Below are 24566 nucleotides of genomic sequence, written 5' to 3' on the forward strand. Positions count from 1 at the left end.
GATCAAAACTCCTTTATGTAAAAATTTTTTCCAGACATTTTGTAACAGGAAGTTCCTATTTTAAATGTTGAAAATTAGAGGTACGTAAACCTTCTATTATTTTAACACAAAGTCTCAAAACTACCACTCACAAAGTTTTGAAAGGGTAACTTTTAACAGAATAAAAATATATAACGTGAATGAGCAAGCCTACATGGAAAGAAAGGAGTCGGAAAAATGGTTTTTGAGGGCTATCGAGTATCATCTTCCTATGGATGGAGGATAGATCCAGTCGGGGGTGGAAGGGAATTCCATTCAGGGGTTGACCTTGTAAAGGCGGATCGTGCACCTATTTTAGCTTTTGCTGATGGAACCGTTTTGTTTTCAGGTATCGGACGAATAGGCACTGGGTTAGGAGGATACGGAAAGGTGGTAGTAATCAAAGATCTGAATGGTTGTGCTCACCTCTATGCCCATCTCTCCAAAACAAAAGCAATAATAGGAACATTTGTAAAAAAAAACCAGATTATAGGTTATCAGGGAGCGACTGGAAAGGTGACGGGTTCTCATTTACATTATGAAATCCGAAAAAAATCATCCCCAAGCTACGGCTGGACTGTAAATCGTGAGCAATCTACTTTGGCACCGATCCAATATTTACAAACCTATCATCAAAATAGGAGTAGGGGATTGCAAAAATTAATTTTACCAAAAACATCTTCTTCATGGCGGATTTACCCAACAAACAAAAGACCAGTGAAAGGAAATGAAGTCGGATTCTTGAATCCTAAAAAGTTCGGTGGACTGGAATATGAAATTATTGGTAATCCTCAAAATGATGTTTACACTATCCAAACTGCCCATTTTGGCAAAGTAAATATTTATGCTGCTTCCGGAACCGGAGCAAAAATTAATTAAGATAGCCACAGCATTTTCGATCATCAGTTAGAAATTTGGAGGACAATCCTGCTTGGTTTTACGGAAGGATGGGTCCCATTCTCTGATAAAATGAAGCGCAATGTATAGCTCTAAGCTCAGAGGAGGGCTTATTTATAGCTTACAAAAATTGAATTATATATTAAACTAATGATAATACTTTGACATTTTTCTAGAAGAGGATGCTCGATTAGCTTGTTTTTGCTCAAATATTCCGCTGCATTAAACTAACTGCCTAGACTTTTTTGAGCATGTATTACAATGGTTGAAAAGGCTTTCTTTATTGGAGATGGGGGTTTTCAGGATGAGTGAACAAAATCAATTACATGATGTTATCATTGTGGGCGGAGGTTTTGCAGGATTAATAGCTGCAAGGGAGCTTAGTATGCTGGGACGCAATGTTTTGTTGCTTGAGGGCAGAGACAGACTAGGTGGCCGGACATGGACGGATCATAGGCTGGGGGCTGACCTTGAAATGGGCGGTACTTATGTACATTGGTATCATCCGCATACGTGGGCAGAAATGACGCGTTATGGTCTGGAAATTTGCGAGGCTCCGGGTGCTAAGGAAGCCTATTGGATTACAGGAGGACAATTACATAAAGGAACTCCGACAGAACTGAATTCAATTGTAAAAAATAGCTTTGAGCAGTTACTGCATAAAGCGTATGAATATCTTCCACAGCCGTTTAATCCGTTACATATTCCCTCTTTTACAGAGATGGACGAGAAATCTGTTTATGACTTCTTAGACAGCTTTTCATTCACCGAAGAACAGCAGGACTTTTTAAACAGTCTGCTTGCCATTGACTTCAATGGGGATCCAAAAGAAGGAGCCATTACGCAGATATTCCGCTGGTGGGCTTTTTCGGGTGGCAGCCGCTATGTTTTTGCAGACACAGTAGCAAGGTATAAAATTAAAACAGGGACGAAGTCGTTGATTGATGCAATAGCTGCTGATGTCAAAGCAGAAATAAAATTGAGTTCTGTTGTGGAGAACATTCAATCTAGTGGTGACTTTGTTCACGTAAGAACCCGAGATGGAGAATCTTTCAAAGCGAAGGCAGTGATTGTTACAGTGCCGATGTCTACTCTGGATAAAATTGAATTTCAGCCGGCACTGTCATCTGTCAAGCAGGCTTTTATCAGAGAAAAACAGGTGGCGAAAGGGATTAAAGTATGGGCACGCATTAAAGGAAGGATAGAACCTTTTGTTTCCTATGCTCCAACAGGCTATCCATTGAACTCCGTTCATTTGGATAATTATATAGAAAAAGACAGTATAATTGTCGGATTTGGTTCTGATGCCAGCCAATTAAATCCAAACGATCCAAAATTAGTGGAAGAGGCGTTACGGCATTGGCGTACTGATTTAGAAGTCATTGAAAGCACAGGCCATGATTGGGCAGCAGATGAGATGGCGCTGGAAACATGGCCGATGCTAAAACCTCACCAATTTACGAATTATATTGAAGAAATGAAACGTCCAGAGCAAGGAGTGTTTTTATCCGGAACAACTTATGCAAGTGGGTGGGCAGGCTTCATTGACGGAGCCATTGAAAATGCCATTGTCACAAGCAGAAACGTTCATCAGTATTTGGGTGATCATAAACAGCCTTTATATTGAGTTCAGCAATAGTTTGAAAATCTCTTTAGAATAAACTTGTCCTCTTCCCCATATATTGGAATAGATTGAAAATGGGGAGGACGGACATGCAATTTTATTATGGCCATCAAATGCCATTACGGATTTTGGATGAGGCCGAATTCTGGAAACACCAGGAAGAGGAACATACAGTTGTCATCAGGGAATTGGTCACTGGACTGGAAAAAGAATTTGTTGATGCCTTGCATGAGTGGGAGAAAGCCTTATCAAAGACTCACCAACAGGTGGTTAGTTTCATTGAAACCGTCATTCGATCCAATTATTATGTTCCTTACTCTCTTTATCAGCAAGTGATGCAGCTTATCTCCTTTTGCCTTGAAGAAAGTGAACGCTTTATCGAGCTATGCAGACAGATAAAAGATGAAAGCAAGGTTGTCAGTGAGAATCAGACCGCGAAGGTAGTCCTTGTTCATATCATTCGTGAATCTGAATATTTTATTGGTATCGCCAGAGCACTTCTGTCCCAAAACTTTCAAAGTATGGCAGGGCATCACTACCAGAAAAGCTAAGGGCTTCTTCATTAGAAGGCTCTTTTTTTCTATGATAAAGTAAGGGAGGAGACTGTCAGTCTAAAAGGAGAGTTTCATAATGTATGCATACATTATCATGATTTTCGTAGTGATTTTTTACGCTGGGAATATTCTTGTCGGTAAGGCAATCAATGAATTGCCACCGTTGACAATGTCGTTCTTCCGGTTATTAATAGCATTCTTGCTTTTGCTGCCGATTGGAATTCGGAGTGCCTGGACTCAGCGTTCCATTTTTAAAGAATATAAAAAGCCTTTTTTAGTTATGACCTTCACTGGTATTTGCTTTTTTAATGTGTTTTTATACGGCGCCCTGCAATTTACGACGACTGCCAAAGTTTCGGTTCTTGAAGCAGTCATTCCAGTGGCAACAGTTCTGTTGAGCGCATTTTTATTAAAAGAAAGGCTTGGCGGTGTTCAATGGGCAGGTATTTTTCTGTCCTTGGCCGGAGCGGTTTGGGTCATCATGGATGGGAAAGTTTTGCAATTGGCGGGTAGCGGTTGGAATCTGGGTGACGGCATTATGGCAGGCGCTATTTTAATGTGGGCCATCTATTCTATTGTCGTGAAACAATATATGCATCTCTTTCCCCAATATGGGGCCGTATTGGTTATGACGGGAATCTCGGTGCTTGTCTTGTTCCCTGCGGTATTAATAGAATGGTATTTTATTGGAGTTCCGTCGTTAACCGGATCAAATATTGTGGGTCTACTATATTTGGGGGCCTTTCCTTCTGTTATTGCATTGATCTTATATAACCGTGGAGTAGAACTGCTTGGTCCGTCCAGAGCTTCTGTATTTTTGAATTTTCTTCCCGTCGCCACAATGGCAGGCGCTTATCTTTTGCTAGGGGAATCTATTTCAGTGATACAGATGGTTGGAGCGTTAGTCGTTATATGCGGTGTTATTTTTACAACCCGTCCTATCAGGCAGCCAATAGGTGAAAAAGTTGATGTAAAAGAAAATAAGTGTTCGTGAGAGAGTCGAGTATTTGGCTTTTTTATGTTTGTAGGGATAATATGATTTGTGATTTCTGATCTGCATCTAGCTAGTCCTTAGCTTACAACGGAGGTGAGCCACTTAGGTTCTAAGGTCACAGCAGAGCTATAAAAACCGCACTCTAATTATGAGATTTATCTGATGATTAGGGTGCGGTTCGTATTGAGTGTTTTCAAATATATATTAGTTTGTAGAGGCCATCATTTCGGTCATAACTTTATCCATCTCATTGACTAATCGGAACCCACCATCAACGATAATCGATATTCCTGTAAGGAAGTGGCTGTCAGGAGAAGCAAGAAAACATGCAGCTTCTGCAACATCTTCAGGAGATCCTATTTTTCCGAGAGGTGTTGAAGTTGCAATCCTTTCTTCTGCCATAGCCAAAATGCCGTCTGTCAATGTTGAACGAATAATACCTGGTTTTAAAGCGTTAACAGTAATATTATAGGAAGCGAGATCCTTTGCACTTGTCTCTGTAAGACCCAGGAGGGCATATTTTGCAGCGGCATAATGAGCAAATCCTTGCAGAGATGTTTCAGAAGCTAACGATGACATATTGATGATGCGCCCATAGTTTTGCATTTTCATGTACTTTGCAGAAGCTTTTAAACAATAAAACGATCCATTGACATGAATATCAAGCAAATTCTTCCACTCTTCATTACTTATCAAATCCACTGGTGCAGGGTTTCCGGATATACCTGCGTTATTAACTAGAATATCAATTCTTCCAGAGCTTTTATAAATAAGATCCATTGTGGAAATAACCTGGTCCGCATCCCGAACATCCAATTGTAGAAAATCGGCTTTACCGCCAGATTCATGAATTTCTTGAACCGTTTTTTTTCCTCCACCTTCTTGTACATCTGTTGCCCACACATAGGCTCCTTCATTGCTTAACTTTTTAGAAATTGCTTTACCAATACCGCTTCCTGCACCAGTTACAATCGCTGTTTGCCCATCTAACTTTTTCATACGACCTCTCCTCCTTTTTGCTAACGCTTACATTGTAGGTTGAGAGTCTTACTGTGACCTTACTATATACACGTCTTTTAGGAGAGTATATATAGTATTGCTTATATCAATACCCACCTCATTTTTCAAAACTTCAATGGCTTTATCAGCAATTGTCTGGGCTTTTCGTACTTCACCAATGTCTTTTAATATCTTAATATACCTCACGTAATATTTTTCTTCATATGAATCCAGCTTAATCATCGTTTCCAGAATTTTAGCAGCATCCCGCAGCTTATTGTTTTGCTCACAATCTGCAAGCCATTTATCAAGTGTGGAGAGATATTGATATCGAACTTCTTCGCGTTTATCTATAAGCCATTCTTCATATAAATATTCCTCTAGTAACTCCCCTTTATATACTGAGAGTGTTTCTGAAAAAACATGTGGGCTATATGATTTGTCTAATAAATAATAAAGTCGTTCAAGATCTATATCTGCTTCATCAAATTTAAAAAAATAATGAGATCCATCGTAAGCAATGAATGTTGAGCTTCGGCCTTTAATTAGATCTGGTTCTAAAAATTTTCTTAAAACTGATAGGGCAACGTATAGTTGATTTGCCGCAGCTTCTTCAGTTTCATCAGGAAACAATAATCCAATGAGTTCATCCGAGGACCACCTTCTTTTACCGCTTGATGCAAGGAGCAGTAATAATCTTAGGCTTGCTTTTCGTTTAATATGTTTTTTCTCTCCATTGATAAAAATTGAAAGGGGGCCTAATAGTTGTATTTTTAATAACGGAGGCTTATCAATCTCTACAATTTCATATCCCTTTATCCATGTATATCCTGATTTTCGGATCATGTCTCTTAATTTTTTATCAAGCCGTCTTGCATCATCATATTTTTGTTGTTCATACAAAATGGACATCAGCCTTTTTTGAACAAGACAAGACATATATTGAAACCCGTTAAAACTTTGATTGGACTCTTCTAACATTTGTTGTGCTTCTTTTAATTGTCCTCCGGCTCTTAGACACTTGGACATCTCAGCTTTAGCCCATCCCATATCCCCGGCAATATTAAAAAGACGGACATATTCGAGAGCTTGGCCAGCCCAATCAAGCGCTTTTTTTATGTCTCCGCTTTTTCTGAAATATCGACTTATCGTACACATGGGATAAATAATCGATGCCTCATCACATTCTCGCGATACTTCCAATGATTGTTCAGCCAACCTTCTGGCCACATCAAGATTTCCTTTATCCAGCAAAAGTTCAGCTATATTCCAGAGTGCATGCATTTGAACCTGTTTAAATCCACGTTGTTCAGCAATCGCAAGAGCTTGGCGTGAAAGTCTGATTGATTTTTCGTTTTTTCTAGTAAAGCGGTACATTTGGGCGAGTAAGCTTGAATTAAGGGCAATCATTGGTTCATTGTCGGTACTCACTGCTATTTCGAGACTTGTTTTATAATAATGTATAGCTTTATTTAAATCCCCTTGATAAAAATTTATAGTTGCCAATCTATGGCAAACATCTGTATAAGCCACTAAATCCTTTTCTTTATAATACACTGCGATATTTTCCAAATGCTCCAACAGCGAAGTGCTTAAACTTACTGGCAGACATCTGAATAAGAAAAAGCTTAGCCTGTATAAATGAAGTGCTGGAGAGAATTGTTCCAGCCATCCATCCAGTATCAAAAGAAATTCTCTCGGCTCATAACGTTCCGTCATATCTTCGATAAACTCTATTACGAGTTGATCTTCGTTAGCTGCTAAGGCATGCGATAAAGCTTCAATAAATCTGAATTTCTTTCTATAAAAAAGTGCGATTTCACGATGGCGCTCTCTGATTGTTTCTGAACCCAGTTTATTCTGTGCCAGCTCATAAAAAAACTTTCGGAACAGTCGAGTAAGCTTCAATTCTGCTTCATGCACGGAAAAAAATAATGGTATGTGCTCCAATTCGTTTAAATAATCGGAAACGGGTGTATCTGTTAAATATTCCTGTAGAATCTCTTTCTCTAGTTTACAAAAAAGGGAAGTGTTCAAAATAAAATCAAAAAGGTGATCCGGCAACTTATTAACAATTTCAGTAGACAGATATTGGACAAGATCTTTGTTTTTGTAAAATGAATCTACATAACATTTAAAATGATAGTTGAAGTCCAAATGAGGAGTTTCATTGCAGAATAATGCAAGGCCAGCGGGCCATCCATCAAATAAAGAAAAAATATAATGAATGAAATTATCTGGTATGTTTGCATGAAGATATTCCTTTAACATCAGTTTGGTCTCTGTTTCAGTAAAAGCAAGCATTTCTTTGTTGATTATAATCCCAGTACCTTGTATCTTCCATCGGCTGGTAGGGAAGCCTTCTGGTTTTTTTCTTCCGGATAATACTATTGTCATCATATGAGGAAGATTTTCAATCCAAGAGACCATCTTTATAGTTTCGTTTAAATTCAATTGAATTAGTTCGGTCTGGTCAATTACGACCCAAGAAGGTTTCTTATTTTGATAGGGCGGCAGCAAAACCATCAGCTGGTCAAAGGTAAGTATAGGCTTCGTAAGGGTGATCCAATGGCCTAAGAGGTCAGGATATTGATGAAAAAAGGATTTAAGCAAGGACGTTTTTCCATATCCGGCTCCAGCTGTAAGCATAACAATCTGTTTGGAGGGGCGTGTTAAAAGTAGAGAAAACAATCGTTTTCTTGGAATCAAGTGCTTATCCGGGAAAAGCTTAGCGGAAATCTGGTCCAATATCCTCACCCTTTTTTATTTGAATTTTCGAATATAATAGCATATTAATTCTATTTACTCAATTCTGTAAGATGGGAGTAAGGTTAATATTTTATGATAAATGTGGATCTAGTAAAAAAGGAGGAAAACATATGACTAACCAAATTAAAAGATTCACACCAGATTTTTGGATGAAAAGCCCGGGGAACACTCCGAAAGGAGAACGCAGGGATTTTGTCAATCCAGATTGGATTCCTTGGACGGATTGGCTCATGCCGGGTACTTATTTTAAGCTTTTGATGTGTGATCTCGTATCAGGAAACTTTACATTACTTTTAAAAGTTGATCCTGGAGTGAAAGCAGCTGTTCACTGGCATCTTCATAATACAGAAGCGTTTATCCTAGAAGGCGGCTTCTATTATGAGGAGGAGGGAGACGATAAGGGATATAAAAACTATTATACATGTGAAGCAGCCGGAAATATTCATGAACCGTTCACCACACCTGAAGGATGTATAATGTTTGCTATATCTCATGGTCCGATTGGGGGCTATGATAACGATGGCAATCTTGTTGTGATGGCTGATGCACGTTTGCATTATTATATGGCGAAGGAAAACAACGCCATTGAGTATACGACAGTTGTTGATTACACGTTTGGTACAAAGGACTTACAGGAATGAATGATTAATTTATGAAAATACAAAATGCAAGCAGAACAGTTTGATTGACTTAACAATCATTCAAACTGTTCTTTTTTTATTGTGGGAAAGAAGGCGGTATCCATCTTGACAGTGCATAAGATATCATCAAATGAACATACTACAAAGAACGTTTTATTACCGGGGGATTTGAATATGAAATTCTTTAAAAAAGGGAAGGCCAAGTTCGTCATTTGCAAGGATCAAAATGTAAATTCTCGTGATTCCTTTATCAACCCTTCCTTAGAAGAAGTCAAAGCAGCTTTTGATGATCATTTCGGTCATCAAAACGACATAATATACAGGAATTTCATCATTCAAAATATGAATGATCATAAGGCAATGCTTGTATTTATGAGAGATATTACGAACCAGGACTGGATTTCTCAACAGATTATCACGCCTTTAAGCGAAATAGAGATGAAGCATCAATATCATGGAAAAAGTATAACGACTAGTCTCAAGGAGCGGGTCTTGACAACTGGGGATGTTGTTGTTGTGGATGACTTGGTAAAAGCTTTTGATGATTTGTTGTCCGGAAAAGCAATATTGTTTTTAGAGAATGAAATATCTGCACTTAGTATATCGGTAAGTGATTGGGAGAGCCGTTCAGTAGAGGAACCAACATCCCAGACGGTGGTTAGGGGACCAAGAGAAGGTTTTACCGAATCATTAAGTAAAAATAAGGCATTACTAAGGAAAAGAATCCAAAGTCATCGATTTCGAATTGAAACGTCAAAGGTTGGAGAGATTACGCAAACAAATGTAAGCATTGCCTTTATTGAGGGGATTGCAGATAAGGACATTATTAAAGAAGTTAAAAGAAGAATCAATGAAATTCACATTGATGGTGTTTTAGAAAGCAATAATATTGAGGAGTTAATTCAGGATCAAACGTTCACGCCGTTTCCAACAGTAGCGAATTCGGAACGACCTGATGTTGTTGCGGCGGCGTTGCTTGAGGGAAGGGTTGCCATATTGGTCGACGGAACTCCATTTGTTTTAATGGTGCCTGTAGTATTTATTCAATTTTTTCAAACACCTGAAGATTATTCCTCGCGAGCTATGGAGGCAAGCTTCCTTCGTATATTGCGCCATGCTTCACTACTTATTACTTTATTGGTTCCATCTATTTACATCGCTTTAACAACCTTTCACCAGGAAATGATACCACCCAAGTTGCTGACTGGCCTAGCGGCCCAAAGGGAAGGAGTGCCCTTTTCGGCTTTTGTAGAAGCACTGTTCATGGAAGTCACATTTGAAATCCTTAGAGAAGCTGGCATTCGAATGCCGAAATCCGTAGGCCAAGCAGTATCAGTGGTCGGCGCGATTGTCATCGGGCAAGCAGCTGTCGAAGCAGACTTTGTTTCTGCCGCAATGGTGATTGTCGTTTCCGTAACAGCGATTGCCAGCTTCGTGATGCCTAGCTATAATCTCGGAAACTCTGTACGAATGCTTCGTTTCTTTATTATGGTTTGCGCTGCTGCTTTGGGGTTTTTTGGTATCATTCTTGGACTATTTTCTATCATTGTTCATCTTTGCAGTTTGCGCTCTTTCGGGGTACCCTACATGTCTCCCATGGGACCGTTTAATCTAAAGGATCAAAAAGATACATTTGTCAGAATGCCACGAAATACCTTCAGTTCAAAGAGTGAATTCTTACGGAAACAAACTCGTCAATAGGAGGTTCCATGATGCGGTCAAAAAAAATGGTACTGCTCTTTATGATTGTTTCATTATTCACGCTTACCGGCTGCTGGAACAGCCGAGAATTGGATGAACTGGCATTCACATACGGATTTGGCATAGATAAAGTTGATGGGGAGTATAGTGTAACAGCCCAAGTTATAAACCCTGAACAAGTTTCTAATAAAAAAACGTCTGGAACTGGTTCACCAGTTGTCATGTATGAAGGCAGGGATAAGACTGTATTGAGTGCAATTAGGAAAATCTCTTTAGTTTCTCCAAGAAAAATATATGGAGGGCATCTATACACACTCATTGTAAGTGAGGAAGTCGCTAGAGAAGGACTAAGTGATATATTGGATCTTTTCAATAGGGATCCAGAATCACGAAGTGATTTCTATGTTGTTGTTGCCAAAGATCATACAGCAAAGGACATTTTATCTATGATTACACCTTTTTTGGTGGCTCCTACACTGGAAATTTTTGAGCAATTGGAACTTTCAAGTAAAAACTGGGACCCATCAAAGACAACAACCTTGAGAGAGTTGATTTCCAAAATACCTCTTAATGGTATACATCCGGTTGTTCCAAGCATATTGCCTGGCAAGCCAACTGGAGGACAGTCAGAAAGCAATATGAAAACACCACAGCCGCCACTGCCGAGCGGACAACTGGCGGTTTTCTACCATGACCAGTTAAGGGATTGGTTAGAGGATGACGAAGCACGGACCTATAATATAATTTCAAATAATGTAAAAAACTCTGTAACACCCTTTCCATGCTCTAATGGGGGATATGGCGTGATGGAATCGCAGAATGTGAAGACGAAATTGAAACCGGATTTTTCAAAAAACAAACCTACGATGAATATAGATATTACCTTCAAAGGTAAGATTGCTGAATTAGACTGTTCACAAGACATTACAACCACTGATGAGTTTTTTAAAATGGAAAAGCAAATTGAAAAATACTTACAACGTTTCTTCACTACCAATACCAAAAGTATTCAACAAAATGTTGGTATTGATATTTTGGGATTTGGACAGGAGTTTTACCGGAAAAGACCGAATGAATGGAGAAAAATGGAGGATAATTGGGATGAAATTTTTGAAGAACTGCCAGTGAATATCCATGTTACAGTCAATCTTAAGAATGCTGGAACAATCAAGAACTCGCTCAAAGAGAAATTACGGGAGCTGAGTGAATAGTGTTCTATATATTTCCATTCATGCTGGCTATTGCGGCTATTTTCATTGATCGTAAAGCGTTAAAGAACGGGAGCAAATTGGAAAAGGGAATTTATTTTTCCATTCTAGGGATCTTCATTGCCATTTGTTTGCTTAAACTAATGGGAATTGAGGTCAGATTTCCCTTTAAATGGATATTGGATAAATTGCCAATCATTAAGCACTTTTATCAGTTTTTTAGTGTGAAAGGGTGAGTTTATGGATATAGAACGAATAAGCGGAAAACAGTTATTTGTGTGCTCTTGTCTTTATACTGTTGGAAGCGCGATTATTTATATCCCGCATACGGTCATTATAACCGCTAAGCACGATGCTTGGATCTCTTCTTTTCTCGCTGTAGCTGTTGGATTGCTGCTTACTTGCTTATACATATCTATTCAAAAACTTTACCCTGAGTTAACTTTGATTCAAATGCTTGAAGCTACATTTGGAAAATGGGTAGGTAAGGTTGTGGGCTTGATAACGGTAGTCGGATTCTTTTATTTGATAGCTATTATGGCATTGAGGGACTTGGGTGATCTTATTGTCATTCAAGTGATGCCTGACACACCACAGTTAGTTATTCATTTCTTTTTTCTAATAGTCGTCGCTTACTCAGTCAAACACGGATTGGAGGTCATTGCGAGGACAGCCGAAATTCTATTTCCTTTTTCTATAGGTCTGTATGTGTTTGTTGCAGCTTTATTACCCTTAAAAACAGACCTCGCCCATTTACTTCCAGTTGGAGCGAATGGTTGGAAGCCTATTGTTGGCGGCATGATTCCGAATTTGGGGTTTCCGTTTTTTGAAGTTTTCATCTTCACTCTAATTCTGACATTCGTTCACCCTAAACAAACGTTGGCTAAGCCTTTTCTAGGGGGCGTGTTTTTGGGAGGGATAATGGTGGCTGTGGCTACTTTAAATTCATTACTTGTCCTTGGGGTGGAGTTTTCTTCGAGTAAGCTATATGCCCCGTACATGCTTGGAGCTGAAATTAATATTGGTGATGTCATTCAAAGGCTTGAAGTTGTTATTGGCGCTATTTGGTTTATATCGATTTACATCAAAATATGTTTGATCGTTTTATTAGTAGCGATGGGGATAAAGGAAATATTCAATTTGAAAGATTATCGCCTGCTTAGTTTACCATTATGTTTGCTGCTGTTACCTCTTTCAATAACGATCATGCCGAATATTGGCTATTGGAATACTATTTTTGATGTTTGGCCTTTTTATGGATTCATATTTGCAATCCTGCTTCCTCTCACGATATTATTTATTGGGCTTATAAAGGGGCGGAACAAAGTGGAGCAAAAAGGTGTGTAAGCGTTTCTCTGAGGTTTTTCTGTTATAATATTCTCTATACAAAGGGACAGAGGGGGAATCTTAGTGAAACCAAAAGTATTTGTTTCCCAGCCAATTTCACAGGAAGTTAAAGATTATTTGGCACAATATTGTGATTTTAAAGTGTGGGATCAGAAGGTGCCAATCAAAAGGGAGGACCTTTTACAGGAAATTGGTGATGTAGATGGGTTGATCACATCTGGCAGAAGAATTACGGAGAACTTGCTGAATCATGCGCCTAATTTGAAGGTCGTGAGCAATTTATCCGTTGGATACAATAACTTTGATTTAGAAGCGATGAAAAGTCGGAATGTAATTGGAACCAATACACCAGGCGTATTGGACGAAACGGTGGCAGATCTTGCTTTCGGTCTGATCCTGGCTTCGGCGAGACGAATAGCGGAGTTGGACAAGATTGTAAAAGCCGGGAAATGGGAGCCGACGTCAGGCGATGATCGCTTCGTTGGAGTGGATGTATATGGTGCAACGCTTGGCATTATCGGAATGGGCAGAATTGGTGAAGCGATTGCCCGAAGAGCGAGGCTAGGGTTTAATATGGATGTTCTTTATTATAACCGGAATCGCAAGCCTGATGCAGAGGAGGAGCTTGGAGTCAAATACAGCGATCTGGATTCGCTTTTACAACAATCGGATTTTGTGTTATTAATGACACCGCTAACTCCTGAAACTGAAAAAATGATCGGTGAAAAAGAATTCAAGCTCATGAAAAAGTCAGCTATTTTTATTAATGTATCGCGCGGTCAGACAATTGATGAAGAAGCTCTAACTGCTGCGCTTGAAAATAAAGAGATTCATGCGGCTGCTTTGGATGTGTTTGAGCAGGAGCCTGTGAACAAGGACAATCCGCTTTTAAAAATGCCAAATGTGGTGACAACTCCGCATATTGGGTCAGCTAGCAGAAAGACTACTAATGCGATGGCGATGAAGGCAGCAACAAACATGGTGGCCGCACTGTTAGGGAAAGAACCTGAAAATAGAGTGGTTTGACCAAAAAGAAACTTTGAGCTGAATTTTATAAAAATAAGTAAACCGCATGAAATCAAGTGTAAACCCGTGATTTCATGCGGTCTTATTTTTGATGCCAATGCCTCTTTTTATTATGACATAAGCTGGTCAAAGCGAATTCGTTTATTTAGATAATAGACAACAGGAGCGCCAACTGCCATGACAACAAGCTCCCCGACGGCCACTGTAAACCATGTAAATAAAAACGGAAGGCGGAGCACTAAGTTTAGCTCGTAGGCAATAATGAACATGGTAAATGTGAAAACTGTTGTATTAAAAACCATCCGCAGCCAAATGCTTTGGATAAATTTTGTTGAGGTGATGGTGATCAAAAGGGCAATCACCGACTGGCCTACGCCAAAAATAAGGTCGTACACTCCAAGCGGCGAAAATAATAAATTGGACAAAAATACCCCGATGACAATTCCAAACATGTACTTTTTGTTGAAGACAACTAAATGGTTGAACATTTCCGAAATGCGGAACTGGATATTTGTGAAGCCGAATGGCTGCACAAAAAAAGAAACGGCAATATACAATGCCGCTAAAATACCGTTGACAGCAAGTGTCCTGATTTTCATGATCAATCTCTCCCTAGTTTTTTTTCGTGGGATGGTTTCGAACCACGTTTTACCTAGCTTATAATACCAGTGTTTGCATAGGTTTGTAAATGTACATGTTTAACTTCATTCAGCAGAAGTCTCCCACTTCAGTAAGTGGTGAGATGAATGCCTATTGGTATTCCATTCAGTGGGGGGGTCAAACCCCGGCTGAATAAAGTTAAAGCCTCCGGCGGATGCCACAGATTTTCAGAGGGAATTTATCGAGCGAGCTCGATAAAATCTGGGCGCAAATACGCCAAGGCGTATTTGATAGCATGTGCAAAATGTTTTACATCGCTTCAAAGACATTGATTGTTTTTCTTTATCACCTTGTTTTCGCAGCTCTTTAATCATATAAGCGTATTTTTACATTTTATGAGCTTCTCAAGAGGGAATAGAGTTGAACTGGTAGGGCGGTGTCCCTATTGGTTGACATTACAATGTATGTCAATATAGCAAATAAATCAATTTAAAAGCTTAAGTAGCTTCTTCTTCAATTAAATGGGTGGCAAGAGCTTTGGGCAAAATGGTTTTTATTTAATCTAGCAGCCGGTTGTTTTCATCCACTTCCATGATTCTAGCGTTTGAAGTTTCTTCATTAATAAATCCTGCCCCCCTGCAAACACTGCATTTATACTGCCATCCTTCATCATCAGCTAGCATTCCTGTTCCATGGCAAGCTTTGCAATGATTATCCCGAAAATCCATTACAGTCTCCTCCTTTAATTAAGGGGGTCTGACCCCCACTACGTTAAAGTGCTAAAGCGGGGTCTGCCCCCGAGAAATGCTTATTTTTCAATTGACGAAACTTTCTTCAGGCGCTCTTTCACTAGGTTGATCAATCCACCTTGAAGCATCACATCGACCTGTCTCTGAGACAATGCATGAGAAACTTGGATAGATACATTCTTTTCTTTTACATTAATTGTAAACTCATTACTCTGTTGTACCTTATTCCGAAGATCATCAAGTTGAAGGATATCTCCCTGTTCTATTTGATCGTAATCTTCTTCATTTACAAACGTTAAAGGGAGAACGCCGAAATTCACAAGGTTTTGCCAATGGATACGCGCAAAATCCTTAACCAGTGCAACGCGTAGCCCAAGGAACCTAGGGGCTAAAGCCGCATGCTCCCGACTGGATCCCTGACCGTAGTTGGATCCTCCAACGATGGCATGTCCTCCTGTAGTAACACTATCCATCCCCCTTGTATAATACGTCTTATCAATGATTTCAAAAGCAAATTTGCTTATTTCCGGGAGATTACTTCGGTACGGGAGCACCCGTGCTCCTCCTGCTAGTATTTCATCGGTTGAAATATTGTCATCCATTTTCAATAAAACCGGCAGATCCAATTCGTCAGGCAATGTATCCATAGGCGGGATGGAAGCGATATTTGGGCCTTTGTACAGCTCGACTTTCTTTGCTTTTTCATACGGTAGCGGTTCGTCCAGCAAAGAAGTATCAACTGTTGGATTTTCCGGTTCTTTGCTCTTTGGATACGGCATTTTCAGTGTTCGTGGATCAGTGATTTCCCCTTTTAATGCAGAAGCTGCCGCAGTTTCCGGACTGCATAGATACACACTGTCTTCCTGTGTTCCGGATCGTCCGGGAAAATTACGAGGGGTAGTCCTTAGGCTGTTCCTTCCGGTAGCTGGTGCTTGCCCCATTCCGATACATCCGTTGCAGCCCGCCTGATGAAGCCTTGCACCTGCCTTAAGGAGACTTGCGATATGGCTTTCCTTAACAAGGTCAGTCAACATCTGTCTGGATGTTGGATTGATATCGAATGAAATGCCGTTAGCGACCGTCTTTCCTTTGACGATTTCTGCAGCCACTGCAAAATCCCTGTAACCGGGGTTTGCCGAGGAGCCAACATAGGATTGATAGATGAGGGTGCCTGCGACTTCAGAAACAGGTACGACATTTCCAGGGCTAGACGGTTTAGCAATCAGCGGTTCCAACTCGGAAAGATTGATCTCTTCCTCAATGTCGTATGAAGCGTCAATATCTGCGGTCAACTCAATCCAGTCTTCCTCTCGTCCTTGCTCTTCTAAAAATCTCCTGATTTCTTCATCTGAAGGAAATACTGTTCCCGTTGCCCCGAGTTCAGCTCCCATGTTCGCAATGACATGACGGTCCATGGCGCTTAATTGATCCAATCCGGGACCGTAGTATTCGATCACTTTACCGACGCCACCCTTGACATCATGCCTGCGAAGCAATTCTAAAATAACATCCTTGGCACTGACCCAGTCAGGGAGCTTCCCCGTAAGCTTGATTCCCCACACATTTGGCATTTTTATATAAATTGGCTCACCTGCAATGGCTAACGCCACATCCATGCCTCCGGCGCCCATAGCGAGCATTCCCATACAGCCGTTTGCACAGGTATGACTGTCGGAACCAAGGAGAGTTTTACCCGGCTTTGCCAAACGCTGCATATGCACAGGGTGACTTACTCCGTTCCCTGGACGACTGTAATACAGGCCGAATCTGCGAGTGGCGCTTTGTAAGAACAAGTGGTCATCCGCATTTTTATTGTCGACCTGTATGATATTATGATCCACGTATTGCGCCGAAGCTTCTGTTTGAGCTCGCTCCACCCCCATGGCTTCCAATTCCAGCATAACCATCGTCCCGGTTGCATCCTGTGTAAGGGTTTGGTCGATTTTTAATCCAATTTCTTTTCCTGGAACCATCTCTCCTGCAACAAGATGGGACTTGATCAGCTTTTCTGTAATATTCAGCGGCATCCTTCTTCCTCCTGTTAAAAACTTTGTAGTGCAATACAATATTTTTATTTAGGATTGTTATTGTGGAAGTGAAATATTCATTGTTGCCTTTTATTCAAGTTTCCGGAACAATTCCTCTATCTTCTCTGAGGATTAATTAAAAATGTCGGCCTTCTTTTGATTTTTCAAGGAATGCTCTCACTCTTCTGTTACCCGGTTCTTTATGAAAGGCCCAAACAGCAGGGCAGCCAAACCAAACAAAGCCCCCGATGGCTTCCCTCATAAAGTCGACCACAAAGATAAAAGATAATCCCAAATTACGAAAGTAAATTTACTGAACACTAATTTTGGGTGATTTTGGTAAAATTTTCCGAAAATGGATAGAAAGATAACTTGAAACTGAAAAATTGGATATACTTTCCCCCTCCCAAAAATAAAGGGGCTATGAATTTCCAATTATTTAGTTACTGCCAGTCACTCAAGTTGCTGTGAATAATCTAAGCTTTTGAAAGGTACGCGTCAAATAGAACCCACATTCTATTCATAGGCCATTGGTAGCGAAATTATTCGAGAGGCGTTGCCCGGGAACGTAGCTGGGACGGATCAAAGCTAGATGGATTAGCAGTTATTATTTTTACAAAAACTTAATATATAACACTTAGATTTTTACAAAAAATAAATAATAGAATGGTAAGATTTGCCTAGTATACAAATCTAAGATGAGGAGAAAGATATATGAAGAGAAAGAGTATGTTCTATATTCTTGCTTTTGTGTTACTGTTTAGTCAATTTGTTCCAAGTATTGCCATGGCAACTGAATTACCGGAAACGACGATTGAACAGGAGCAAGTAGCTGAACAACAGAAGGAAATTAACACGGACATAGAGCAGGTGGAACAAAAGGAAGAAGAAAGTAAGCAAGAGATAACCGATCAAAAAACAGAACAAAAAACAGAACAAAAATCCGATCAAAAAACAGAACTGACTGAAACTGAAACTGAAACAGAAGAAACTAAAGTACATAGTGAACCTGTTAATGAAAATCCTACATTAACGGATCAAGTAAAAGAAGAGGAAAAGGTAAAAACAGCTTCTGAAGAAAAAAATCAACCATTAGAAGCACCAGGTCCAAATTATCTACTTGAAGATTTTGAAAGTGGTCTTGGTTCATGGGCAGTTTCTTCAGCTCGTGCGAACTCAGTAAATGTTTCGATTTCAGACGAAGTAGCACGTTTCGGTAAACACTCTTTAAAAATTGATTATGATTTTACAAATCAGCCTGGTACATCAGGTGTGTATGCAAATATTGGTGAAGCAATAGAAATCCCGGGCCACCCGAAAAAAATAAGTATGTGGGTATACGGGGATGGCGAAAAGCATTGGTTAAGACAGATTTTGTATGATGCAAATGGAGAAAATTTTAATATCGATTATACACCGAGTTACCCTAATGGCGTAACGTGGGAAGGTTGGAAGTATGTCGAGGCTGAAATTCCTAGCAATTGGAAGCCGCCTTTCAAACTAGGAAATGAAGCGATTCGTTATATGGCAACAAGCGAAGAAGCTAAAGGTAAAGCTACAATCTATATTGATAATATCCGTGCAATCTATGAAGACGTGGAAGAAGATACGACAAACCCTACGATAAGCAATCTCTCACCAAGTGACGAGCAATTAGTGTATTCAAATCAACCAGAAATTGCAGTCCATGTGTCAGATGATCAGTCAGGATTAGATTTTTCAAAAACGGAAATGACTTTAGATGGAAAACCTGTAGAACCGACAATTAATGAAGAAGTAGGCACCATATCATATACTCCCGTCAAACCACTTGCAGAAGGGTTACATAAGGTCTGGGTGAATGTTGCTGATAAAGAAGGTAACCATAGTTTTACAACTTGGACATTTACAGTTGAAGCAGGTGGACCAGCGATTGACTGGGACGTTGATGAAGATATTTATGCTGGAAGTCAGTTTACTGCTAACATGACTGTAAAGCATGTTAAACAATTTGCTGGAATGACTTTTAACATTCAATATGATGCAAAACGATTAACATTAGTCGACATGAATCCTGATAAAGAGGGCATTCAAGTAAGTATACCAGAAAAATTACAATCTGCCGTTTCACATCATAAGGTGGATCCAGAAGCAGGTATTATTGAAATTGCTTTTGATCAAATGAATAAAATTGATTTAAAAGAAGAAGAAACAGTAATTGGTCTGACGTATAGTTTAGGCTTAGATGCGAGTGGTGATTTTACACTCAATTTAAATGATGGACAGTATTTCTATGCTGATCAACCAGCAGAAGCGGTTCCATTTTTCTTACCAGCTTTTAAAGGTCATATTTCTCAACCATTAAAACTAACATTAACAGGTCTTTCACAAGCTACACCAACAACGATGAAAGTTGTTGACAAAAATGATCAACCTGTTTCTGGAGCAAGTATTTCTGTACTGGGTGATCAAAAACTAATTAAAGTAATGAAACCAACATCGATTTATAAAGGTGGAAGTGGTGTTGCTGGGGAACCATATGAACCATTAGAAGTTGGTACTTTAATTCCAGTTGCGCAAACACCTTACGATGGATTTGATTTTTACCGGATATTTATGCCAAATGGTGAACAACGATATTATCATGTGCCTATGGAGGATGTAGAAGAAGTTGATTGGGGCAGTATTTTTGGAAAAACGAATGACCAAGGTATTATTGAAACGGATCAGTTAACACTATCTAGAATTCCATTAAAATTACAAGCAGTTAAAGGTAATCTAGTAAGTCAAGTAGAATCCTTTACTATTTCACCACATTTGGGGAAAAATGCCCCTGAACATATTACTTTAACTTGGACGAACGATTCAAAAACAACACAGCATTTTACATGGAAAACAGATACTTTCACTGAAGGTTCAGTTGTCGAAGTGAATCCAGTAAATGTTAAGTCTGAAAAGCTTATCTTTAAAGGAACAACAACCTTATTTGGCGATCAGACTGGTGAAATGAATTTGCATAAAGTCGAGGCAACAGGGTTGCAACCAGGAACAACTTATGAATACCGTGTTGGCGATGGTTCTGGCACCGGCTGGAGTGAATACAGTACATTTACGACAGAAGCGGCTAACAATGACCCTTTCCGGTTTATGTTTGTAGCAGATTCACAGGCTTATGATAAAGAAGGATTTAAATTAACATCTGATCTATTAGATTTAGGATTAAATAAATTTCCTGATATGAAATTCGTCGTACATGCAGGCGATATTGTTGAAGAAGGAGATAAATTACCGCAATGGGAAGATTTTAAAGAGGCAACAAAAGGTGTAAGCAGTAAATTGCCTTTAATGATGCTCCTTGGTAACCATGATGTTTATGGGGATGGAGCAAATATTTTTAAGAATTTATACAGTTATCCGCAAAATGGGCCAGCTGGTAAAGAGGGTTTTGTCTATTCATTTGATTACGGAAAAGCGCGTTTTTTAATGTTAAACTCTGAATTTGGTATACAAGATATGAAAGAACAAGAAGAGTGGATTCGTGAAGAAGTGCGCTCAGCTGGTGATAAATGGATTATTGCAATGTTTCATCGTTCACCATATAAAAGTAATCCAAAACGTGGAGAAGATGCAACACAAACTATTTTCGCTCCTCTCTTAGAAGAGTTACAAGTTGACTTGGTATTAACAGGACATGATCATGCATATATGCGTTCACATCCGATTGAAAATGGCGTTGTTCAACCAGAAGGTGAAGGAACTATTTATTTAATCGGTGGATCTGCAGGGCCTAAATTTTATCCAGGCAGTGAAGAAGATTATATTAACGTTATTTATGCAGAAGAAAAACAGGTATTCACTTCTTTACTAGTGGAAGACGAGGAAATAAAAATAGAAGCATATACTAGTGATGATGAGTTAGTCGACAACTATGTGTTGAAAAAGCGTGATAAAACACAACCAGTCGATAAAACAGCTTTACAATCATTAGTAGATGAAATAAATGATGCACAATTAAACGCTGAAGAATTTACTGAAACATCTTGGAAGCCGTTTGTTGAAGCATTAGAAGCAGCAAAAGTAGCTTTAGATAATGAAGTATATAGCCAAGAAGAAATTGATGAATTAGTCAATCAATTACAGGCGCTATATAAGGGGTTAGAAGTAAAGGAAGACCCAGGTAAACCAGGTGAAAATCCAGAAGACCCAGGTAAACCAGGTGAAAATCCAGAGGACCCAGGTAAACCAGGTGAAAATCCAGAGGACCCGGGTAAACCGGGTGAAGACCCAACCAAAAAACCTGATTTAGATAATACTAATAAAGGTACAGATGGTAAGAAAGCGACTGAAAGTGATTCGACAGGTAAAAAACTTCCAAATACCGCGACATCTACATTTAACCTGATTATTATTGGAGCAGTATTCCTATTTGTAGGGGCAGGCATCTATTTGGTTTTCAGAAGAAGAGTTTATTAATCCAAAATACGAATAGGGAGTCATCTCATTCATCGATTTCTGATGAAGAGATGCTCCTTTTCTTACTATTTAGGCAGCATTGCTCCTTACTCCGCATCAAATCATACTTTCGTCTGGCGTAAGGCGATTGAAAAATACAGTGCTACCCTGGTAGAAAAATCGAACCAGATGTATGAGGAATTGTTGGAAAACGAGATCATTCTGGAAATAGAGCGCGAAAACCCGGATGAACGGACCATCGGGGAATTGGGCAAAGTGATCGAAAAGCTGGATGAGACCGTAGCGGAATATGATAAACAAATAGAAGCAAGTGAAGATGTGAGCGAACGTAAGCAAATGCGTTCCATGCGTATGAAAGATGATATTTGAAGAACGGCCAGCCGTGAACAAATAATGTGCCATGCGGGCATAAAAATACCCAATAAAAAAGTTTTCGACCATCTATGAACAATGGTCGAAAACTTTTTTAATTGTTGCTTTGGCTAGTTATGCCCCAGCCCCTTTCACTGGGATCGAATTGAATTGTAGCCAACACTCGAGCTGACATCAATAAGTCGGAATGACAGGACTTGAACCCTGTGGCTTCTTAGTCCTGAACCCAGCGCTCGGCCAAGTTGGACAACATTGATGCCGTGAGTGGGAGTCGAACCCACACGCTCTTTCGGACACTAGAACCTGAATCTAACGCATCTGCCTTTCCGCACCATGGCAAGAAATTAACTTTTTTATTAAAACATATTTTTATAATGGAAATTTTTTTAATGATATTTTGAGTTGTCGTCATTATTATCTATTTTAACTGTATTTCTGTTCAAAAATACTTGGATTTGTTTTTCTGAAATATTTTTATTTTTTATTGACCCTATCTGTTGTGCTAAAAATCATGATGTATTCTCTTTTGCACAAAAATATTGGAGGGTGAAGGGTGTCTGTTTTAGACAAGCAGAAAATTGTATTCAGTGTCCCTCAAAAAAGTTTTTTGAGCATCCTAAAAAGCTATTTACTCATTTCTTTACGGAGTTTTGGGAGCACTTTTCATATTATGGAATCAGGGTCATTCCGGTTTTTTACATGTATTATGAAGTTTCAAAAGTGGTAAGGTTATCGTGAATTTTGTACCTTGCTGCAATGAACTCTCCACTGAAATCGTGCCTTCATGTGCTTCAATCAAACTTTTTACAATCGCCATTCCTAAGCCTGTTCCTTCAGACTTTTGTTCAGTTGTTGTGCCCCGATAATAGCGATTAAACAGGTTTTGTTGGGTTTCTTCTGACATCCCAATCCCATTATCTTGAATACAAATGTTTAACATATCTTGTTGCTGTTCAATCACAGTTGTAATCATAACGGGAGCTTCATTATGGATGACTGCATTCATATAAATATTTTGGAGTGCTCGTTTTAATAAATGTGGATCAAATCCCATGGTTAAATCATGTAATTTCGTTTGCAATTCAAAATAATGCTTTTGCGCACGTAAATCATTACTTGCATCGGCGATAACTTGTTGGATAAACGATATAATATTTTGTGTTGTTTTATGAATGGGGACAGACTGGGAGTCATCAAAGCGCATAGCCAAATTTAAATCTTGAACAAGCTGTTCCATATGCGTACCCTTATCATCAATCTCTTGAATGAAATTTAGTTGTTCATCTTTTGACCAATCATAATCAGGATTTAATAATAAGGTGGAATAGCCTTTAATATACGTTAAAGGTGTCTTTAAATCATGTGAAATCCCAGCAACCCAGTCACGTTTTGCTTTCTCAAGCTGTGCGCGTTCTCTCTTGGCTTTTTGCAACTGTGTTCGTAGATGCTCAAGTTGACTGATAACATCCTGATATAAGTGAAAACGCATTTTAAACTTACCTTTGCGATTATAAACTTTATTCCGTGCTATAAGTGGTGAAAAATCTTCATTCCCTAATTGGCCAATCCATTTCAACACGAGTAATAAGGGGCTGCCAAAATACCAGCCAAACCATATGATCCAAAGGATTGTAACAAAGCCAATGACAACCATTACAACCCATTCATAACGTTCGTCACCAAGACCTAGTTTCGGCAAAATTCCTTCCATTGCAAGGGGCACAGTTAAAGCCAAAAGCAATAGCCAAAAGACAAAACCCAATAATAAATGCTGAATAAAACGTTGCTGGATTTTCATTAAGAATCACCTGTTGGCGGAATAAATTTATAGCCTATTCCCCGTAAGTTCACGATAATATTTGGCCTTCTTGTATTATCGCCTAACTTTTTGCGCAGTTTCGCAATATGAATTGTTACGGTTTTTTCTTCACCAAATACATCTTCTCCCCATACACGCTCATAAATTTGTGAAGTCGTAAATACGCGGTTTGGGTTTTTGCAGAAAAAATGAAGTAATTCTAACTCTTTTGCGGTGGCTTGAACTACTTCCCCATGTACAGTTAATAAAGCTTCATCCGGTGAAAATGAGAACGCGTTATATATGTAGCTTTTCATTTCAGGTTGTACTGTCTTTTTCTCATACTCACGCTGTCGTCTTAAAATAGCACGTATTCTTGCTACAACTTCAAGAGGGTTAAAGGGCTTTGTAATATAATCATCGCCGCCTACACTAAGCCCTGTTAATTTATCAAAATCACTGGAGCGTGCACTAATAAATAAAATGGGCGCTGTTGTTTGCTGGCGAATGGTCGAACATAACACAAATCCATCTCCATCCGGCAGCATGACATCCAATAAAATAATATCGAAGCTCTGTTCCACTAAGGCTTGTAATGCCTCAGCTTTCGTTGTTGTCGTTGTAATATGAGTAAAATGCTCTTTTCGCAATGTGAGCTCGAGTATTTTTAAAATGCCAGACTCATCATCTACTATTAAAATGTTTGCATCATCTTTCATAAGATTCCCTCTTTTTTGCAAGATAAAGTTAAAGCCTCCGACCGATGCCACAAATTTTCAAAGGAATTTGA

The 24566-nt window shown here is 39.2% G+C and carries 18 protein-coding genes, 1 tRNA gene, 2 pseudogenes and 1 riboswitch; of the genes and pseudogenes, 13 read left to right on the forward strand and 8 right to left on the reverse strand.

Annotated elements, in window-relative coordinates; genetic code table 11:
• The first annotated feature begins 216 nt into the window (after window positions 1–216).
• From H9631_RS06760 to H9631_RS06775, 4 genes are all read left to right on the forward strand, one after another.
• Complete coding sequence (locus H9631_RS06760) at window positions 217–897, forward strand: M23 family metallopeptidase (protein WP_191811217.1); 681 nt, start codon at window positions 217–219, stop codon at window positions 895–897.
• A 322-nt stretch (window positions 898–1219) separates the two neighbouring features.
• Window positions 1220–2542 (forward strand): flavin monoamine oxidase family protein, encoded by a 1323-nt coding sequence (locus tag H9631_RS06765; RefSeq protein ID WP_191811219.1) that lies wholly within the window; start codon window positions 1220–1222, stop codon window positions 2540–2542.
• 86 nt (window positions 2543–2628) lie between these two features.
• On the forward strand, window positions 2629–3090 hold the full coding sequence (locus H9631_RS06770) for a DUF2935 domain-containing protein (protein WP_191811221.1): 462 nt from the start codon (window positions 2629–2631) through the stop codon (window positions 3088–3090).
• Between the two features lie 79 nt (window positions 3091–3169).
• Window positions 3170–4087 carry a DMT family transporter gene (locus tag H9631_RS06775; protein WP_191811223.1) on the forward strand — a complete coding sequence of 306 codons (918 nt, stop codon included), beginning with the start codon at window positions 3170–3172 and terminating at the stop codon, window positions 4085–4087.
• A 204-nt stretch (window positions 4088–4291) separates the two neighbouring features.
• Here H9631_RS06775 and H9631_RS06780 read toward each other — a convergent pair whose 3' ends face one another.
• Window positions 4292–5086: an SDR family NAD(P)-dependent oxidoreductase gene (locus H9631_RS06780; RefSeq protein WP_191811224.1), complete on the reverse strand. Its 795-nt coding sequence runs from the start codon at window positions 5084–5086 to the stop codon at window positions 4292–4294.
• Window positions 5087–5134: 48 nt separating this feature from the next.
• The gene (locus H9631_RS06785; RefSeq protein WP_191811226.1) at window positions 5135–7834 is read right to left on the reverse strand and encodes a tetratricopeptide repeat protein; all 2700 of its coding nucleotides are present in this window, start codon (window positions 7832–7834) and stop codon (window positions 5135–5137) included.
• 131 nt (window positions 7835–7965) lie between these two features.
• Here H9631_RS06785 and H9631_RS06790 point away from each other — a divergent pair, with 131 nt between their 5' ends.
• The 6 genes from H9631_RS06790 (at window position 7966) to H9631_RS06815 (ending at window position 13778) form a co-directional block, all read left to right on the forward strand.
• Window positions 7966–8496: a 2,4'-dihydroxyacetophenone dioxygenase family protein gene (locus tag H9631_RS06790; RefSeq protein ID WP_191811228.1), complete on the forward strand. Its 531-nt coding sequence runs from the start codon at window positions 7966–7968 to the stop codon at window positions 8494–8496.
• A gap of 174 nt (window positions 8497–8670) precedes the next feature.
• On the forward strand, window positions 8671–10197 hold the full coding sequence (locus H9631_RS06795; protein ID WP_191811230.1) for a spore germination protein: 1527 nt from the start codon (window positions 8671–8673) through the stop codon (window positions 10195–10197).
• An 11-nt stretch (window positions 10198–10208) separates the two neighbouring features.
• Entirely contained in the window at window positions 10209–11408 is a 1200-nt protein-coding gene (locus H9631_RS06800; RefSeq protein WP_191811232.1) for a Ger(x)C family spore germination protein, read from the forward strand.
• Window positions 11408–11641 (forward strand): hypothetical protein, encoded by a 234-nt coding sequence (locus H9631_RS06805; RefSeq protein WP_191811234.1) that lies wholly within the window; start codon window positions 11408–11410, stop codon window positions 11639–11641. Before H9631_RS06800 ends, H9631_RS06805 begins: the two co-directional genes overlap by 1 nt.
• A 4-nt stretch (window positions 11642–11645) precedes the next feature.
• Entirely contained in the window at window positions 11646–12752 is a 1107-nt protein-coding gene (locus H9631_RS06810) for a GerAB/ArcD/ProY family transporter (RefSeq protein ID WP_191811236.1), read from the forward strand.
• A gap of 36 nt (window positions 12753–12788) precedes the next feature.
• The gene (locus H9631_RS06815) at window positions 12789–13778 is read left to right on the forward strand and encodes a 2-hydroxyacid dehydrogenase (RefSeq protein ID WP_404801720.1); all 990 of its coding nucleotides are present in this window, start codon (window positions 12789–12791) and stop codon (window positions 13776–13778) included.
• 110 nt (window positions 13779–13888) lie between these two features.
• Here the strand turns inward: H9631_RS06815 and H9631_RS06820 are convergent, their stop codons facing one another.
• The 3 genes from H9631_RS06820 to H9631_RS06830 form a co-directional block, all read right to left on the reverse strand.
• A complete protein-coding gene (locus H9631_RS06820) occupies window positions 13889–14377 on the reverse strand; it encodes a QueT transporter family protein (protein ID WP_191811240.1) in 489 nt (162 codons plus the stop codon).
• Window positions 14378–14384: 7 nt separating this feature from the next.
• A riboswitch (PreQ1 riboswitch) is annotated at window positions 14385–14429 on the reverse strand.
• 506 nt (window positions 14430–14935) lie between these two features.
• On the reverse strand, window positions 14936–15106 hold the full coding sequence (locus H9631_RS06825; protein ID WP_191811242.1) for a hypothetical protein: 171 nt from the start codon (window positions 15104–15106) through the stop codon (window positions 14936–14938).
• 80 nt (window positions 15107–15186) lie between these two features.
• Window positions 15187–17154, reverse strand: a complete 1968-nt coding sequence (locus H9631_RS06830; RefSeq protein WP_191811244.1) for an aconitate hydratase — start codon at window positions 17152–17154, stop codon at window positions 15187–15189.
• A 714-nt stretch (window positions 17155–17868) separates the two neighbouring features.
• Between H9631_RS06830 and H9631_RS06835 the strand changes: the two genes are divergently transcribed.
• Window positions 17869–21606 (forward strand): metallophosphoesterase, encoded by a 3738-nt coding sequence (locus tag H9631_RS06835; protein WP_191811246.1) that lies wholly within the window; start codon window positions 17869–17871, stop codon window positions 21604–21606.
• A 90-nt stretch (window positions 21607–21696) separates the two neighbouring features.
• Window positions 21697–21963: pseudogene (locus H9631_RS22300) on the forward strand (IS5/IS1182 family transposase); the annotation flags it as partial.
• 271 nt (window positions 21964–22234) lie between these two features.
• Here the strand turns inward: H9631_RS22300 and H9631_RS06845 are convergent.
• Window positions 22235–22316 (reverse strand) — tRNA-Leu (locus H9631_RS06845).
• Between the two features lie 215 nt (window positions 22317–22531).
• Here H9631_RS06845 and H9631_RS22305 point away from each other — a divergent pair.
• Window positions 22532–22698 (forward strand): annotated as a pseudogene (locus H9631_RS22305) (MFS transporter); the annotation flags it as partial.
• Here H9631_RS22305 and H9631_RS06850 read toward each other — a convergent pair.
• A complete protein-coding gene (locus H9631_RS06850) occupies window positions 22661–23776 on the reverse strand; it encodes a sensor histidine kinase (RefSeq protein WP_191811250.1) in 1116 nt (371 codons plus the stop codon). The pseudogene H9631_RS22305 and the gene H9631_RS06850 overlap by 38 nt on opposite strands.
• Complete coding sequence (locus H9631_RS06855; RefSeq protein WP_191811252.1) at window positions 23776–24495, reverse strand: response regulator transcription factor; 720 nt, start codon at window positions 24493–24495, stop codon at window positions 23776–23778. The genes H9631_RS06850 and H9631_RS06855 overlap by 1 nt, the downstream gene beginning before the upstream one ends.
• Window positions 24496–24566: the final 71 nt, after the last annotated feature.

Origin of the sequence: Bacillus norwichensis (genome assembly GCF_014836955.1) — a bacterium.
In the GTDB taxonomy this organism is placed as follows: domain Bacteria; phylum Bacillota; class Bacilli; order Bacillales; family Bacillaceae_C; genus Siminovitchia; species Siminovitchia norwichensis.

Bases quoted from the DNA above. Each gene is read 5' to 3' on its own strand.
- H9631_RS06855 (WP_191811252.1), bottom strand. From the start codon at position 24,495: ATGAAAGATGATGCAAACATTTTAATAGTAGATGATGAGTCTGGCATT.
- H9631_RS06810 (WP_191811236.1), top strand. From the start codon at position 11,646: ATGGATATAGAACGAATAAGCGGAAAACAGTTATTTGTGTGCTCTTGT.
- H9631_RS06790 (WP_191811228.1), top strand. From the start codon at position 7,966: ATGACTAACCAAATTAAAAGATTCACACCAGATTTTTGGATGAAAAGC.
- H9631_RS06825 (WP_191811242.1), bottom strand. From the start codon at position 15,106: ATGGATTTTCGGGATAATCATTGCAAAGCTTGCCATGGAACAGGAATG.
- H9631_RS06775 (WP_191811223.1), top strand. From the start codon at position 3,170: ATGTATGCATACATTATCATGATTTTCGTAGTGATTTTTTACGCTGGG.
- H9631_RS06770 (WP_191811221.1), top strand. From the start codon at position 2,629: ATGCAATTTTATTATGGCCATCAAATGCCATTACGGATTTTGGATGAG.
- H9631_RS06760 (WP_191811217.1), top strand. From the start codon at position 217: ATGGTTTTTGAGGGCTATCGAGTATCATCTTCCTATGGATGGAGGATA.
- H9631_RS06800 (WP_191811232.1), top strand. From the start codon at position 10,209: ATGCGGTCAAAAAAAATGGTACTGCTCTTTATGATTGTTTCATTATTC.
- H9631_RS06830 (WP_191811244.1), bottom strand. From the start codon at position 17,154: ATGCCGCTGAATATTACAGAAAAGCTGATCAAGTCCCATCTTGTTGCA.
- H9631_RS06835 (WP_191811246.1), top strand. From the start codon at position 17,869: ATGAAGAGAAAGAGTATGTTCTATATTCTTGCTTTTGTGTTACTGTTT.
- H9631_RS06795 (WP_191811230.1), top strand. From the start codon at position 8,671: ATGAAATTCTTTAAAAAAGGGAAGGCCAAGTTCGTCATTTGCAAGGAT.
- H9631_RS06765 (WP_191811219.1), top strand. From the start codon at position 1,220: ATGAGTGAACAAAATCAATTACATGATGTTATCATTGTGGGCGGAGGT.
- H9631_RS06780 (WP_191811224.1), bottom strand. From the start codon at position 5,086: ATGAAAAAGTTAGATGGGCAAACAGCGATTGTAACTGGTGCAGGAAGC.
- H9631_RS06850 (WP_191811250.1), bottom strand. From the start codon at position 23,776: ATGAAAATCCAGCAACGTTTTATTCAGCATTTATTATTGGGTTTTGTC.
- H9631_RS06820 (WP_191811240.1), bottom strand. From the start codon at position 14,377: ATGAAAATCAGGACACTTGCTGTCAACGGTATTTTAGCGGCATTGTAT.